Origin of the sequence: Haloarcula hispanica ATCC 33960 (assembly GCF_000223905.1) — an archaeon.
GTDB classification, from domain to species: Archaea; Halobacteriota; Halobacteria; order Halobacteriales; family Haloarculaceae; genus Haloarcula; species Haloarcula hispanica.
In genome coordinates, this window is sequence record NC_015948.1 from 967,647 (window position 1) to 980,936 (window position 13,290).

Annotated in this window: 18 protein-coding genes; 10 read left to right on the plus strand and 8 right to left on the minus strand. The window is 64.1% G+C overall.

All coding sequences use genetic code 11. From position 1 onward, the window contains the following. Nucleotides 1-20 precede the first annotated feature (20 nt). The 3 genes from HAH_RS04965 to HAH_RS04975 all read right to left on the minus strand — a co-directional run bounded on the left by HAH_RS04965 (nt 21) and on the right by HAH_RS04975 (nt 1,275). Nucleotides 21-554, minus strand: a complete 534-nt coding sequence (locus HAH_RS04965) for a mechanosensitive ion channel domain-containing protein (protein WP_014039927.1) — start codon at nt 552-554, stop codon at nt 21-23. Nucleotides 555-578: 24 nt separating this feature from the next. Continuing rightward, nucleotides 579-911, minus strand: coding sequence for a DUF7116 family protein (locus HAH_RS04970; protein ID WP_014039928.1), 333 nt, complete (start codon nt 909-911; stop codon nt 579-581). Nucleotides 912-1,035: 124 nt separating this feature from the next. Continuing rightward, on the minus strand, nt 1,036-1,275 hold the full coding sequence (locus tag HAH_RS04975) for a DUF5816 domain-containing protein (RefSeq protein WP_014039929.1): 240 nt from the start codon (nt 1,273-1,275) through the stop codon (nt 1,036-1,038). A 72-nt stretch (nt 1,276-1,347) separates the two neighbouring features. Between HAH_RS04975 and HAH_RS04980 the strand changes: the two genes are divergently transcribed. Both HAH_RS04980 and HAH_RS04985 read left to right on the plus strand, forming a co-directional pair. After that, nucleotides 1,348-2,706 carry a bifunctional metallophosphatase/5'-nucleotidase gene (locus HAH_RS04980; RefSeq protein WP_014039930.1) on the plus strand — a complete coding sequence of 453 codons (1,359 nt, stop codon included), beginning with the start codon at nt 1,348-1,350 and terminating at the stop codon, nt 2,704-2,706. Between the two features lie 32 nt (nt 2,707-2,738). Beyond that, nucleotides 2,739-3,185 (plus strand): universal stress protein, encoded by a 447-nt coding sequence (locus tag HAH_RS04985; RefSeq protein ID WP_014039931.1) that lies wholly within the window; start codon nt 2,739-2,741, stop codon nt 3,183-3,185. Here the strand turns inward: HAH_RS04985 and HAH_RS04990 are convergent. Continuing rightward, nucleotides 3,155-4,204, minus strand: coding sequence for a mechanosensitive ion channel family protein (locus HAH_RS04990; RefSeq protein ID WP_023843186.1), 1,050 nt, complete (start codon nt 4,202-4,204; stop codon nt 3,155-3,157). The two genes, HAH_RS04985 and HAH_RS04990, sit on opposite strands and share 31 nt — an antisense overlap. A gap of 158 nt (nt 4,205-4,362) precedes the next feature. Between HAH_RS04990 and HAH_RS04995 the strand changes: the two genes are divergently transcribed. After that, complete coding sequence (locus tag HAH_RS04995) at nt 4,363-5,097, plus strand: proteasome assembly chaperone family protein (protein ID WP_023843187.1); 735 nt, start codon at nt 4,363-4,365, stop codon at nt 5,095-5,097. A gap of 125 nt (nt 5,098-5,222) precedes the next feature. Continuing rightward, nucleotides 5,223-5,417 (plus strand): hypothetical protein, encoded by a 195-nt coding sequence (locus tag HAH_RS05000; RefSeq protein WP_014039934.1) that lies wholly within the window; start codon nt 5,223-5,225, stop codon nt 5,415-5,417. 13 nt (nt 5,418-5,430) lie between these two features. On the opposite strand, the gene HAH_RS05005 is transcribed toward HAH_RS05000, so the two are convergent. Then, nucleotides 5,431-5,652, minus strand: a complete 222-nt coding sequence (locus HAH_RS05005) for a hypothetical protein (RefSeq protein WP_014039935.1) — start codon at nt 5,650-5,652, stop codon at nt 5,431-5,433. A gap of 174 nt (nt 5,653-5,826) precedes the next feature. After that, entirely contained in the window at nt 5,827-6,678 is an 852-nt protein-coding gene (locus tag HAH_RS05010; protein ID WP_014039936.1) for a translation initiation factor eIF-2B, read from the minus strand. Nucleotides 6,679-6,768: 90 nt separating this feature from the next. Between HAH_RS05010 and HAH_RS05015 the strand changes: the two genes are divergently transcribed. Next, on the plus strand, nt 6,769-7,200 hold the full coding sequence (locus tag HAH_RS05015) for a type IV pilin (RefSeq protein ID WP_023843188.1): 432 nt from the start codon (nt 6,769-6,771) through the stop codon (nt 7,198-7,200). 22 nt (nt 7,201-7,222) lie between these two features. Here HAH_RS05015 and HAH_RS05020 read toward each other — a convergent pair whose 3' ends face one another. Next, nucleotides 7,223-8,317 (minus strand): DoxX family protein, encoded by a 1,095-nt coding sequence (locus HAH_RS05020; protein ID WP_014039938.1) that lies wholly within the window; start codon nt 8,315-8,317, stop codon nt 7,223-7,225. 123 nt (nt 8,318-8,440) lie between these two features. Here HAH_RS05020 and HAH_RS05025 point away from each other — a divergent pair, with 123 nt between their 5' ends. The 4 genes from HAH_RS05025 to HAH_RS05040 all read left to right on the plus strand — a co-directional run bounded on the left by HAH_RS05025 (nt 8,441) and on the right by HAH_RS05040 (nt 11,635). Further along, nucleotides 8,441-8,920: a GNAT family N-acetyltransferase gene (locus HAH_RS05025; RefSeq protein WP_014039939.1), complete on the plus strand. Its 480-nt coding sequence runs from the start codon at nt 8,441-8,443 to the stop codon at nt 8,918-8,920. A 39-nt stretch (nt 8,921-8,959) separates the two neighbouring features. Next, nucleotides 8,960-10,138 carry a DNA primase small subunit PriS gene (gene priS, locus HAH_RS05030; protein ID WP_014039940.1) on the plus strand — a complete coding sequence of 393 codons (1,179 nt, stop codon included), beginning with the start codon at nt 8,960-8,962 and terminating at the stop codon, nt 10,136-10,138. Beyond that, nucleotides 10,135-11,100, plus strand: coding sequence for a hypothetical protein (locus HAH_RS05035; protein ID WP_014039941.1), 966 nt, complete (start codon nt 10,135-10,137; stop codon nt 11,098-11,100). Before priS ends, HAH_RS05035 begins: the two co-directional genes overlap by 4 nt. Nucleotides 11,101-11,203: 103 nt before the next feature. Next, entirely contained in the window at nt 11,204-11,635 is a 432-nt protein-coding gene (locus HAH_RS05040; RefSeq protein WP_044951753.1) for a hypothetical protein, read from the plus strand. 37 nt (nt 11,636-11,672) lie between these two features. Here HAH_RS05040 and HAH_RS05045 read toward each other — a convergent pair whose 3' ends face one another. Further along, nucleotides 11,673-12,758 carry a S1C family serine protease gene (locus HAH_RS05045; RefSeq protein WP_014039943.1) on the minus strand — a complete coding sequence of 362 codons (1,086 nt, stop codon included), beginning with the start codon at nt 12,756-12,758 and terminating at the stop codon, nt 11,673-11,675. Nucleotides 12,759-12,903: 145 nt separating this feature from the next. On the opposite strand from HAH_RS05045, the gene HAH_RS05050 reads away from it, so the two are divergent. Beyond that, nucleotides 12,904-13,167 carry a hypothetical protein gene (locus HAH_RS05050; protein ID WP_014039944.1) on the plus strand — a complete coding sequence of 88 codons (264 nt, stop codon included), beginning with the start codon at nt 12,904-12,906 and terminating at the stop codon, nt 13,165-13,167. Nucleotides 13,168-13,290 lie beyond the last annotated feature (123 nt).

The following is a 13,290-nucleotide window of genomic DNA, read 5'->3' on the forward strand; positions in this document are numbered from 1 at the left end:
TAGCGCGGGCCTCGGCCCGCTCAGGCCTCGGAATCGACTTTCGTCCAGCGTTCTTCGATGGCCGCGTTAGCCCTGACGACAGTATCGCCGTCGACCCGGAACCGCGTCTTCCGGAGTTCGATGGCGGCCACCTCACCGGTGGTGTCGCCGGCTGTGATCGTGTCGCCGGGGTTGAAGTCGGGGTCGCGGAGGAGGTAGACGCCAGCGACGGCGTCCTTGATCATCTCCGAGAGCGCGTAGGAGACGCCGAGCGCGAGGAAGCCGGTCGCCGTGCCCAGCGACGCGGCGATGGCGGTCAGGCCGACGATAGAGAGGAAGGATAGCGCCACGCCGAACCACAGGAACACGAGCACGATGACCCCGAGAAACTGTCGATAGACGGGTGACTCGCCGGGCAGCGACCGCTTCAGAACCGCCCGGACGACGACCATGATGGCTTTGATGCCCACTGCGGCGATTACGAGAAAGACGAACCCAGTTATGAGACGCGGGAGCGCGTCGACGACATTCGTGACTAGCTGTTCGAGCGCTCGATTGATGACACCGACTTGCACGCCGGATGGTGGACGGAGAGCCCCCTAAGTGTTGGCGTCAGCCGACATTGTTGTGTCGCCGGGGTGACGGACCACCTCGTAGTCACCGTCCTCGGTAATACCGATGACGGCCCAGTCATAGGATACGTCTCGTCGAGTGAGACGGCGGCTGAGGTGCGTTGCCTCGCCCGTTCGTGTGACGAAACAGCGCAAATCGCCGCTCTCGGGTATCGGGTCCTGCGAGTCGAGCACTGAGATAGTGACGACGCGCCAGTCGCGTTCCGCTCGCAGTTCGGTGCCAGTGCGCGACACGGTGTATCCGAGGTCGTCGAATATCGACCGGGCCTGCTCGTCGAGTGATGTGGTAACGGCCCCCATCTGAGAGTCAGTACCACCGGCTATCTGATAAACGTTCCCACTAGCTATGTGGCTGACAGTTCGGCCGGCGACACAGCCGTCGAAAAACGCGGAACAGCACGGGTCTGTCACCCGGACCCGACTGTTACTCGTGGGCCGCGTCCCACTCCTCAGCCTTGCGGAGGTTCGAGCAGTCGTTACAGCGGATGCGGCCCATCGAGTCCATCGCGTTGTTGAACGTCTCACAGTTGCTACAGAAGTAGCCCCAGCGCCGCTCGCGGTCGGCGTCGCGGTAGACGACGTGAAACGCGCCTTTCGTGCCGATGTCGCCGTCGCTCCTGTCGACGTACAGCGTCTCGCCGTCGGGACCTTCGAGTGCGTCCATACGTACGCATGACGGGCCAGCGGCTAAATCACTGCGGAAACCATTAATGACTGGTTCCCCTGAACTGTGGGTGTGAGTCCCCGGATCATCCAGTACTCCGACGTGGAGAAAGCGTACGATACACCCGAGCGAATCGGGCGATTTGCGGGGACAGTGGCCGCCGCTGACGGCCCGGATGCGCTGGTGGTCGGCACTGGGGACAACACCGGTCCGGGGGTGCTATCGCTGGTCACCGATGGCGAGCAGTCGCTGGACCTCTTTACTGCGCTGACACCCGCGTTCGAGACGCTTGGCAACCACGACTTCGACCACGGGCTCGACGCGACGCGGGACATCATCGCCAGGTCGCCCCAGACGTGGCTGACTGCGAACGTCGAACAGGACGGCGAGCGGTTCGCCCGACGACTGACCCGGCCGTGGGCGAGCCGGACCGTCGACGGGAAACAGCTCGGCTTCGTCGGCGTGACCGACCCCGACACGGCCGCAGCTAATCCACAGGCGACGACGCTGACGTTCACGGACCCGCTCGAAGCCGTCGCCGAGGCGGCCACCGCGCTTCGAGCGGACGGGGCCGACGTTATTGTCGTGCTCTCACACCTAGGCCGGACCGACGAGGAACTGGCCCGCACCTGCGACGTGGACGTCATCCTCGGCGGGCACGTCCACGAGCGCCGCATCGACCGCGTCGCCGGCACGCTGCTCACCAGACCGGGAGCCAACGGCAAGACCGTCGTCGAGGTCGACCTCGGTGGGCCGGAACCGACTGCGCAGTTCCGCGAGACTGCCGACGGTCCCGTCGACGACCGCGTCGCGGAGGCTATCGAGGACAGACTCTCTGCGGCAGGACTCGACGAGGTCGTCGGGCACGTCGAGGAACCGCTGGACCGGAGCAGGGCGACGACCTACGGCGGCGAGTGCCGCCTCGGCAACCTCGTCGCGGACGCGTACCGATGGGCGACGGGCGCGGACGTTGGCCTCCAGAACAGCGGCGGCCTCCGGAACGACACGGTCCCGCTGGACGGGGCGCTGACGGTCGGCGATATGGTCTCGGTCGTCCCCTTCGAGGAACCCCTGACAGTCGCTGAACTGACGGGTTCGGAACTCCGGACGCTGTGTCGACAGGGCAGCGGGAGACAGGTCGAGTTCGGAGAACCGGACTGGTGGCACGCCCACCTCAGCGGCGTCGAACTGATCTGGAACGACGACACGCAGACTATCGAGCGACTGCGGGTGGACGGGCGACCGGTCCGCGAGGCCGAGACGTACACGCTCGCGACGAGCAACTACCTCTACTACACTGAGCGGGAGTTCCCGGTCCTGACCGAGTCCCACCGTGTCAGCGTCGCCGACGTGCAGTACGAGGCGCTGGCCGATTACGTCCGCCAGACGGATATCGCCCCGACCGTCGACGGGCGACTCACTCGTCGCTAGCGATTTAAACCTCGGCACGGTACATCTCGCCGATGCCACAGGTCGTCGTCCCAGTCAGATACCCGCTCTCGGAGAACTCCCGAGCCACGCTTGCGGAGGCCATTCAGATCGCCGACGAGGAGGACGCGGACCTCACCGTCTTACACGTTAATCTCTACCAGAACAGCCACCGGGTCGACCGGACGGAACTCAAACGTGCCGTCGAGCAGTCGTTCGGCCACGTCCCGCGGACGCGGTACGTCGTCCGGTCGGGGATGCTCGTCGAAGAGACGATTCTCGATGAGGTCGCCGCACAGGACGCCGACATTGTCGTCATCGGGAGCAAACAGGCGAGTCGCTGGCGACAGATGATCCGTCGGTTGGTTGACGACCCCGATGTCGAACAGTTCCTTCGCGAGGAACTCGACTGCGAAATCGTCACCGTCGAGCCGGATACCCCGTCTAGCCGTCACTCGTCGGCGAGGTCGTCGGGGTCCTGACGCGGCGGGACGGGAGAGTCACCAGTGGCCGTGTGGCTCCGGCCACCGTTGTTCAGTCCGCTCAGTCCGTCGTTGAGTGAGACGTTCATCTCCCCGCTGGTGTCGTCGAAGTACAGGTGCGAGTGCGGGTAGGCGATTTCGACGCTTGCGTCTTCGAGCCGTCGCCAGACGTTCGTTTGGACTTTCGAGCGGGCAGCGAGCAGTTTGTACGGTTCAGTCACCCAGTACCGGAGCGTCAGCAACACGCCGTGGTCGGCGAAGTTGTTGATGTACACAGTCGGCGAGGCGGGGTATCGAGCCGCGCCGACGCGGATGTCCGGCCCGCCGGAGATAACGTTGTCAACTTCCCGAGCCGCCGCTTCGATGAGGGTCCGCGCGGCGGCGATGTCACTCTCGTACGTGACCAGGACGTCGAGTGACAGCCGTGTCCGTGAGTCCTCCGCCGAGTAATTGATAACGTCCCGCTGGCGGATCTCCCCGTTGGGGATGACGAGAAACGTATTGTCGAGCGTGAACATCTTCGTGTGTCTGAGCGTGATGTCCTCGACGAAGCCTCGCTGGCCAGTGTCGGCGAGTTCGATCATATCACCGATCTCGTAGGGCTGGTCGGCCAGCAGGAACATGCCGGAGATGTAACTGCCGAGGATCGGGGCGAGCACGACACCAACCACGGCCGAGAAGATAGCGACGGACAGACCGATATCCGTTAGCCGTAAGCCGTAGATGTTCAGAATGGTCAACAACGCGAAGATATACACACTGGCACGGATGCCGCGCAGTGCCGTTCGGGTGAGACTTGGCCGCCGGAACTGCTGGGCGACACGTCGCCCGAGTAGGCGGACGAGAAGCCTTGAAACGACGATTGCCAGCCCGACGACGATCAGGGACTCCCCGATGTTCACCACCCACATCGGAATATCGAAGGGCAACAGCCCACCGATGTCGGTAGCCACTTCGGTCGCGGTTTCGGTCGGTGTCGGAGTGGGTGTCTGCAAGGGCCAGACAGGGCCAAAACGCATGCCATGGAATCGACACCGCCCCGAGAAAAGGGTTCCCCTCCCGAACTACGTATACTGTCAGCTGTAACTATTTCAAGACATCCGCTACCCCGAGGTGGCGAAATTCTTCACAGACGTACAGCCGACAGTGTTACCCCGCGCGGCCCGTCTGAAAAAACATGTCTTCCGATGACATCTCGGTGGTCCTCTCGGACGACCGACCACCGGTCGATACGCTGGCAGTCGGCGTCTCGGAGTACGGTCTGGCCGGCCTCACAGCCGTCGATTATCTCGCCGACCAGCATTCGATGCGCGAAGTCGGCCATCTGCGGACGCCGGGACCGCCGTTCATCACCCCATTCGAGAACGGAACGCCGAGACATCACACGCGGCTGTATGTCGACGAAGCAGCGTCGTTTGCCGTCTTAGTCGGTGAGCGGTTCGTGCCGCCGGCCCAGGCTGTGTCGCTCGCTGAGGCAATCGTGACGGCTGGGCAAAAACTGGACGCTTCGAACATGACGATGCTCACCGGTGTCCCCATCGCACACGGCCCGGACGACCACGCCCCATTCTACATCGCAACGCCGGCGTACCAGGAAACGTATCTCGACGACACCGCCATCAGACCGATGGGGAACGGGTTCCTCGACGGATTGAGTGCGGAGCTTGTCACCCGAGGTATCGATGAGTCGTTTCCGACAGGCGTGTTCACGACGCCGACGCATCCGCAAGCGCCCGACGCCGCGGCCGCGATCAGACTGCTCACCGCGCTGAAAGAGACCCATGCAATCCAGATCGACACCGGTCCGCTGGAGGCCTTCGCCGCAAACATCGAGGCCCACTACCAGGCGCTCGCAGAACGGCTGGACGCTGCCGATACCGACCTACTGCCGGATGACCGAATGTATATGTAATTGCTAAAATTTGGAACGTTCGTCCATATTCCTATGGATTAAAACTATATCAATTCCACATTGTGCGTGAACAATAAAACATTTCGCCGACACCTTTTTCAGCGTACAGCGCGTTCCTTTCCTTGATGACCTCCACCGAAATCTATACCACTAGCGCGGTCGACTCAGACCCACCGCCACAGACGCGGTCCAAGACATCGCTGTTTTGCCCCAACTGCGGCCACGAGAGCGCAGTAACGGGCGACTGGACAGCCGAAGCAACGGAACACAGTCTACAGCTCCGGTGTCCGGACTGTGACACCGTCGTCCAACAGCGGTAGGACCACTACGTAATTACTCCTCATCCTCTGTAGACGAGGAGCCGTCAAGACTCTCAGCGGGCGGATTCACTTTGATGAACTCAACGACGAGATACACCACTGAGACGACGGCCAGTATGAGCAAGAAACCCGCTTCTGAAGAACTCTGCAGACTCACTCCAAGGGTGGCGAGCGTTGCAACGAGTACGGCGGTACACCGACGGATCGTCTGGCGGAGGAGGGCAGTGTCGTCCATACGTGGCTTCTTCACTGCCAGCAACAAGAACCTTCGACCCCGATTTCCGTTGCCGGGGACTCGCCTTGCCGGATGCGGAAAACAGTAGTCCGCCTCATACTGTTGGCTGTGACTATTTTAAGATATTCGCCACCCCGGGTGGCGAAATTCTTCACAGACTTACAGCCGACAGTATCAGTACTCGTGGATTCCGTCGTCAGTGACGACCGTATCAAGCAGGTGCGTCGGCGTGGCGTCGTAGGCCGGGTTTGCGACCTCGAACCCCTCCGCGGGTTCCCGGAGTACCTCAGATGGTGACCGGATCTCGTTTTCGAAGGCGAAGGCCCCGTCGACGTACTTCGCGGCGGCCCCGACGACCGTCACCGGCACGTCGTTGTCCGCCGCCGCCGTCGCAATCGGATAGGTGCCGATGCGGTTGTACAGCGTGTCGTCGACGATGCAGTCCATGCCGACGAGCACGCGGTCGACCTCTGGCATGAAGTGCCCGGCGGCGCTGTCGACGATGAGCGTGATGTCGACGCCGTCCCGGTCAGAGAGGTGGCGGGTCATCTTTCGACCGAGGAAGCGTGGTCGCGACTCCGTCACGTACACCTCGAAGCTGTGGCCGGCCTCGATGGCGTCGTCGATGGCCGCAAGGACCGTCGAGGAGAAGTCGTGGGTCAACAGCACGTCGTCGTCAGCGATCTCCGACACGGCGCGTGCAGCGGCGCGGTCTTTCGACGACTCCACCGACTCGACAACGTCGTCGATAGCCTCGGTAGTCAGTTCCTTGGCAGTCGCCACATCGTCGGGGTCCGCATCCGAGACAGTGGTCACGATTTTGTGCTGAGTGGTATGGAGGGAGGCATGGGAGGGGTTCGCCCGCCGGAGGGCGCTGCTGTTCCGGTCGAGCGAGCGGAGGTAGTCCTCGACCGTCGGGTACTCCCTGTCAGTCAGGTCCCGGAGCGCCTGGGCGGCTTTGACTGCGACCACGGAGGAACTGTGGGTCTGCATCTCCGAGATCTCCTCGACAGTCTCGTCTATCATACCGGTGGCTGTGAGTTGAACCGATATGTGTCTTCCCCTCGCCGTCGAACAGCATTTAACGCCGTCTCACATTAGGGGTGATAGACGGTCATGGGACGGTTCAGCACTGACACAGCCGGAATGACAGAGGGCATCGGCGTCGCCGTACTCATCGGACTGACACTACTCGTGACGGCTATCGTCGGGCTGAACGTCCTCGTCATCGAGGACGACGACAGCGGTGGCCCGCAGGCGAATTTCAGCTACGACTACGTCGAGGACAACGAACTGCTCATCGTCACACACGCTCGCGGCGACGAGTTCGAGGCGGGGAACGTCGAATTCGAAGGGCCGAGCAGAACGGTCACCTGGGCGCAGGTGGCGAACCGGGAGCCCGACGCGATGATTGGCCGGGGCGATATCGCACAGTTAAGCAGCGGGAACGCCTACGAGCGGCGGGTGGGTGCCCGGGACACGATTACGATATACCACAACGCGAGCGGGAACCGGACCCAGCTAGACCAGTGGGACGGCGCGAACTGACGGCGGTACTGCTGTAGACCAGTCAGTCCGCCGAAGCGACGGTCTCACGGTCGCTCTGTGCCGGCCGACCGAACCAGTCGTCGAAGGAGAGCGGCCCGGCGCCCATTGTGAACACCGCCGAGGCCATTCCGAACAGCGTGATGTGCGCGAGTACCGGGTCGTCCGGCAGGCCGAACAGCGTCGTGGTGAACAGGACAAAGGAGACGGCCGCGGCCCCGCGAGTCATGAACCCGAAGATCAAGACCAGACCGACCAGCATCTCGGTCAGGCCGGCCCCGAGCACCCACATCCCGGGGTCGACGGGGACGACGGCGGTGAGGTCGTACTTTTCGACGACCAAGAGCGCCTGGCCGGGGTCGGCGAGTTTCTGGAACAGTCCGAGGTAGATGAACGTCACACCCATGCCGACCCGGACGATGACCGGGACGTACTCGCGGTACGGTGCCGTCGCCGAGTCGAGAAAGCCCTTGAGATAGTGGACCGGGTCGACACGGCCGTAGTAGGTCCCGTCGGTGCTGGCGACCTGCTGGAGCATGTGGTCGGCGCTCGGGCGACCACCGCCCAGAATCAACAGTGCCAGAAAGGCCGGGACGTACTCCATAGCGAGAACGACGCCCGGGTCGACGGTCAGTGCCCACCCGTAAGTCAATAGCCCGATAGTCGTGACGATACGGGTCGCGAGCCCGAACAGGAGTGTGAACCCCAGCCCGATAAACAGGATGCGGACGACCGGGCTTGTTGCGGGGTCAAACGTCACCGTCGGGGCGAACAGGTATCCCTGGAAGCCAGCGCCGACGAGCGGCAGCCCCACGCTGAGTCGGAGCATCCACGGGACGAGGTCCGCGTACCCGGCGAGTACGTTCCGGAGGATAACGATGTCCGCAATCGTGGGTCGGACCCAGAGATATGCCGCGAGGCCGACAGTCACGGCCAACCCCGAGACGCCGAAAACGGCCGCGTTCACCGGGTTCGACAGCACAGATATCGCAAACGCCACCGCATTGAGGGCCTCTCCCGGCCCCTCGGTCACGTAGTCGACGTGTGCCGCCGCCGGTCGCGGAAAGAGAGTGAGAACGAGCGCGGCAGTTCCGACGACACTCGGAATACGCGTCTTCATACCTGACAATTCGTGGGCTAGCTACCTAATCCTTCGTCCGGTCCCTGCCGCTCCGACAACTCACTGGTGGCCCATCTCTGTAGGCGGTGGAATTATATCTACGCCTCCACTACTTATACGGCAGTGAGCGTCAACATCGAGACACAGATCGTCGAACGCGGGGACGACGAACACGTCGACGCGGCGTGGCGGCTCAAGGAAAACATCCGCGAATCCGACGGGGTCCTGCGACAGCGGCGGGGGTTCTTTCGCGACGCCTACCGACGGTCGACCACCTATCTCTACATCGACCGGTCCAAGGACCGCCTCATCGGCTTCGCCGCGGTTCGACGCGACGGCTACATTCTCTTTCTCGCAGTCGACGAGGAGTACAGGGGCCACGGCTTCGGCAAGCGACTCGTCGCCCGCGTCGCCGAGGACTACGGCAGCGTGACCTGCCACGCCCGGGCGACGAATCGGGAGGCTATCGGCTTCTACAAACACATCGGCTTCGAGATCCGGCGGCGCATCGACAACTACTACGAGGACGGCGGCGACGCCTACTACCTCAAGCTCGGCGAGGACTCGATTACGGACAAACTGTCGAAGTTCCTGCGTAGCTAAGCGAACGCTTTTCAAGGGACCTCCCCAACGAGGTAGCCGATGGAAGAGCGGACCCGCGCGTACCTCCGTGGCCGGTTCGGCGATCACTACCGACAGGCGTCCGTAACGCCGCCGCCGGCCGCGAACGAACGTGAATGGGGGTTCATTCCCTGGACCGACGGCCCCGGCGAGACGATGGTCCGCCATCGCTCGCTGCTGGACCTCGGCGAGATCGAGGACTTCCTCGGTCGCCGGAAGCCCCGCCACGTCTACTTCTCCGCGGGCCGCTACGACGAACCGAGCGCCTCGACGATGTCGGACAAGGGCTGGCGCTCCTCGGACCTCGTGTTCGACCTCGACGCCGACCACCTGCCCTCCGTGGTGCTTGGCGAGGACAGCTACGCCGAGATGCTCGCTAAGTGCAAGGACGCACTACTCAGGCTGCTCGACTTTCTGGAGGACGATTTCGGGTTTGAAGACCTGACGGTCGTGTTCTCCGGCGGTCGTGGCTACCACGTCCACGTCCGCGACGAGCGCATCCGTCACCTCGAACGGGACGCGCGCCGGGAGATCGTCGACTACGTCCGCGGTATCGGCCTGGAGTTCGACGAACTGGTCGACGAGGAGTCCGTCGCCGGCACGGCCGGCCGGTCCAGTCCGGCACAGAAGCGGACGCTCTCGACGGAGGGCGGCTGGAGCGCCCGCGCGCACCGGCATATGCTTGCCGTCGTCGACGACCTGCTCGAGATGGACGAGGCGGACGCCCTCGAACAACTGCAGGAGTACGACGGCATCGGCGAGGGGAAGGCGACCGCGGCGCTGAACGCGGCCCGGTCGAACTACGAACAGCTGGAAGCCGGCAACATCGACGTCCACCCCGCGTTCTACCAGCTGGCGAAGATTCTCCTGCACGAAGTTGTCGCGGCGGACAACGCGCCGATAGACGAACCGGTGACGACGGACACGAACCGGCTCATTCGCCTGCCCGGCTCGCTGCACGGCGGCAGCGGGCTGGAAGTCCAGCGCATCGACCGCGGGGATATCGACGCGTTCGACCCGCTGGTCGACACTGTCCCGGAGACGTTCCGGGGCCACGACATCACCGTCGAGGTGACCGACGGCGGCCTCGTCGAACTGGATGGCGATAGCTTTACACTGGAGGCGGGTAATCAGACTGTACCAGAGCACGTGGGCGTGTTTCTCATGGCCCGTGGCCGCGCCGAGAAGGGGAAAGAATGAACGTAGACGAACTCCAGTCCGTCCAATCGCGGGAACGCCAGACCGACCAGCTCCAGCAGCTGCGCGAGACGTTCTACGAGGACGCCGGCCAGTTCATTCAACAGCTCCGGTCGGAGCGCGACCGCGCGGCCGAGCGCGCCGAGGACCCGTTCGACTCGCCCGAGGTCAACCGCCTGACTGACGATATTAAGACTGCCGAACAGACCGTCGAAGCCGTCTACGAACGGCGCGTCGGCAAGATCGTGAAGATGGCGTCGCTGGCCGCGGCGGACATGCCGACCGAGGACGACGGCCTCACACGCGAGGAGCGGGACCTGTTCGAGACGATGGTCGAGGCTATCGAGTCCAACCGGGGCCACGTCCTTGACGTCATCGCGGGAGAGGCCCCGACCGGCGCGGTCGGCGACGAGCCGAAATCCGACGAGCGACAGGCCCCCGACCCGGAGCCACGCCAAACGGCGAACGAACCGGCAGCCGACACGGCCGACACGGCCGACCCGCCCGAGCCGCCATCGACGCCAGACACGGGTGTCGACGCGGCTGACATGATGGGCAGCGGCGGGGACCAGTCGGAGCCCGCGGAGGAACCCGACACACCGACGCCGCCGCCCGACCTGGATACGGGCAGCAATCCCACTGCCGACAGTCAGCCCGACCAAGCAGACGTGCCGGCCGCCGGTGACGACGTGCCGGTTCCTCCGGCCGAGCCCGGCGTTGAGTCCGACCCCGGCCCGGCGGCGGACCCGGCGCACGCCGACAGCGGACCGCAGTCACCAGCCGGTTCAGACACCGCTGGGACCGCCGACGTGGACCGACGGACGGTCCGCATCACGGACGACGTGGGCGAGATATTCGGCGTCGACCAGCGTGAGTACGACCTCTCGACGGACGACGTGGTGACGCTGCCGGCCGACAACGCCGACCCGCTGGTCGAACAGGACGCCGCCGAACCGTTAGAATAAGCCGACGCGATGGGCTGGAACAGGCCGCTGTGCGAAGTACCGCCCGACACTCTGTTCTGTGACAGCGATGGACTATTTGTGGACAGTCGTGCAGTTGATACGTATGAACACGCACGTCCGCATCGTCGTCGCGCTGCTCCTCGGCGTCCTTGCGTTTGCCGTCACGACCGTCTCGGTGACCGCCGGCTTCGAACCGCAGATAGAGTTCTCACTGCTCATCGGCCTCCCGGTAGGCGTGTCGGCCGGTCTGACCGGACTGTTCGCCGGCTACGTCCTGCTGTGGCACCGCGACCGAGCGGCGGCGGGCGAACTCTCCGACCGCGCGGCCCGCCTCCGACTGGCCGCGTTGGCGACCATCGCGGACTTCGTCGTGGTCACTGCGGCCGGCGTTGCGCTCTACGTGTTCGGCAATAGGGGCCTCGGTATCAGCCTGCTCGTCGCGGGGCTCCCGGTGACACTGCCCCTCGCTGCCGCCGTCAGCTACGTCCTGGCCGGTGGCAGCCGTAACGAACAGGGCGGGCTCCGGACGCGGTAACCACGGTCGGAGCAGCAGATTCGGCCGCCGACGCTCGTTACGGCTCCGGGCGCGAGCCGAGCGTGAGTTCGACTGTTTCCTGTGTCCCGTCGCGCTCGACCAGCACGTCGACGGTCTCGTCGGGACTGGTCTCCAGCGCCAAGAAGCTCCCCAGCGCCTGCCGCGTCGGCGTCGGCGTGTCGTTCATCTGTCTGACCACGTCACCGCCAGTGGGAATCTCCGTCCCCGAAATCGTCGTCTCCCCGTCGCTTCCCTGTAGGACGCCCGCCGCTGGCCCACCACTGACGACACGGGTGATGTACACCCCGGACCCGGGGTCTAAGTTGTTCGCCTCGGCGATCCGCGGCGACACGCTCTGGAGGCCAACACCCATGTACGGATGGTCGTAGTCGCCGGTCTGGATGAGCGACGGCACGACACGCTGGGCGAGCGGGGCCGAGATGGCAAAGGCGACGTTGTCGCCGCCGCCGGAGTTGATGACACCGACCACGTCGCCCTCAAGCGTGACCAGCGGCCCGCCGCTGTTCCCCGGGTTGACCGGTGCGTCGGTCTGGACCGCGTCCGCGATGGAGAAGTTGTTCGCGCTCTGGAGCGTGCGGTCGACGCCGCTGACGATGCCCGCGGACACCGAGCCGGAGAGGCCAAACGGGTTCCCGATAGCGACGACTTCGGTCCCGACCGTCGGCTCGGTCTCCACAAACGAGAGAGGTGTCACGTCCGGTGTCGCGCCGATGCGGAGGACCGCCAGGTCGCTGTACACGTCCGCGCCGACGACGGAAGCGGAACGCCAGCCGGTGTCGGCAAAGCGGACGTAGTACTCGTCCCCGCCCGCGACGACGTGTTCGTTTGTGACGATGTGTTCGTCGTCGATGAGGAAGCCGCTCCCCTGCCCACCACGCGAGTCTTCGGCGTACACCCTGATCGAGACGACGGCATCAGCGACCTCTTGATAGACGTCGGTGTAGACGCTGTCGGACTGCACGACCGCGTCGGCCGACCCCGACTGGTCGGGGGCGGTACCGTCCGAATTGCTGCTGGTTCCGGGGCTCTGACAGCCAGCCGTGGCCGCGACGGCCGTCCCGAGGGCCCCTAACATCGCCCGGCGCGTGAAAGACTGTTTCATACTGGGGCGTAGGCCTGGGCTGCGAAAAAGGCACGGTCAGGTCTCTCTACCGCACCCGGGTGCTCGATTGCGGTGTGTCGTGACTTTCAGTTCGGCCCCGAAGACGGGCACAAACTACAATCGTCCCGATAGCATACGGGGGGGCATGGCAGAGGATTCATCGGGAACGAAAACGCCGACGCCGGGGTTCGTGTTGCCCGGTCTGCGATGTGGTGTCGAGATGGCACTCGTCGGGACAATCGTACTGCTCATCGGCCTCCCGACCGAGGAGCCGATACGGCTGGGAATCGTCTTCCTGTCGGCCCTACTGGCGATGACTGTGGTACTGTTCTGGGCGGTCGGCCGACATATGCGACGCTGGATCCGCTACGCACAGGGAAAGCCGACCCGGACGACGCCGTTCGACTGAGGGAAGTGTCTGAGCCAGGCCGGCCAACAGTGCGGTCGATGCCGGCCGGATTAATAACAAAACCGAATTTATTTATTAATCAATCCCACTTAGAGCGTAGGTTTTAGCAGTTGAATTAATAAG

What these genes read in the sequence shown, in the direction of transcription:
- HAH_RS04990 (WP_023843186.1), bottom strand. Translation starts at nt 4,204, where the DNA reads ATGCGTTTTGGCCCTGTCTGGCCCTTGCAGACACCCACTCCGACACCG.
- HAH_RS05040 (WP_044951753.1), top strand. Translation starts at nt 11,204, where the DNA reads ATGAACACGCACGTCCGCATCGTCGTCGCGCTGCTCCTCGGCGTCCTT.
- priS (WP_014039940.1), top strand. Translation starts at nt 8,960, where the DNA reads ATGGAAGAGCGGACCCGCGCGTACCTCCGTGGCCGGTTCGGCGATCAC.
- HAH_RS05045 (WP_014039943.1), bottom strand. Translation starts at nt 12,758, where the DNA reads ATGAAACAGTCTTTCACGCGCCGGGCGATGTTAGGGGCCCTCGGGACG.
- HAH_RS05005 (WP_014039935.1), bottom strand. Translation starts at nt 5,652, where the DNA reads ATGGACGACACTGCCCTCCTCCGCCAGACGATCCGTCGGTGTACCGCC.
- HAH_RS05050 (WP_014039944.1), top strand. Translation starts at nt 12,904, where the DNA reads ATGGCAGAGGATTCATCGGGAACGAAAACGCCGACGCCGGGGTTCGTG.
- HAH_RS05035 (WP_014039941.1), top strand. Translation starts at nt 10,135, where the DNA reads ATGAACGTAGACGAACTCCAGTCCGTCCAATCGCGGGAACGCCAGACC.
- HAH_RS05000 (WP_014039934.1), top strand. Translation starts at nt 5,223, where the DNA reads ATGACCTCCACCGAAATCTATACCACTAGCGCGGTCGACTCAGACCCA.
- HAH_RS04995 (WP_023843187.1), top strand. Translation starts at nt 4,363, where the DNA reads ATGTCTTCCGATGACATCTCGGTGGTCCTCTCGGACGACCGACCACCG.
- HAH_RS04985 (WP_014039931.1), top strand. Translation starts at nt 2,739, where the DNA reads ATGCCACAGGTCGTCGTCCCAGTCAGATACCCGCTCTCGGAGAACTCC.
- HAH_RS04975 (WP_014039929.1), bottom strand. Translation starts at nt 1,275, where the DNA reads ATGGACGCACTCGAAGGTCCCGACGGCGAGACGCTGTACGTCGACAGG.
- HAH_RS05020 (WP_014039938.1), bottom strand. Translation starts at nt 8,317, where the DNA reads ATGAAGACGCGTATTCCGAGTGTCGTCGGAACTGCCGCGCTCGTTCTC.
- HAH_RS05010 (WP_014039936.1), bottom strand. Translation starts at nt 6,678, where the DNA reads ATGATAGACGAGACTGTCGAGGAGATCTCGGAGATGCAGACCCACAGT.
- HAH_RS04970 (WP_014039928.1), bottom strand. Translation starts at nt 911, where the DNA reads ATGGGGGCCGTTACCACATCACTCGACGAGCAGGCCCGGTCGATATTC.
- HAH_RS05015 (WP_023843188.1), top strand. Translation starts at nt 6,769, where the DNA reads ATGGGACGGTTCAGCACTGACACAGCCGGAATGACAGAGGGCATCGGC.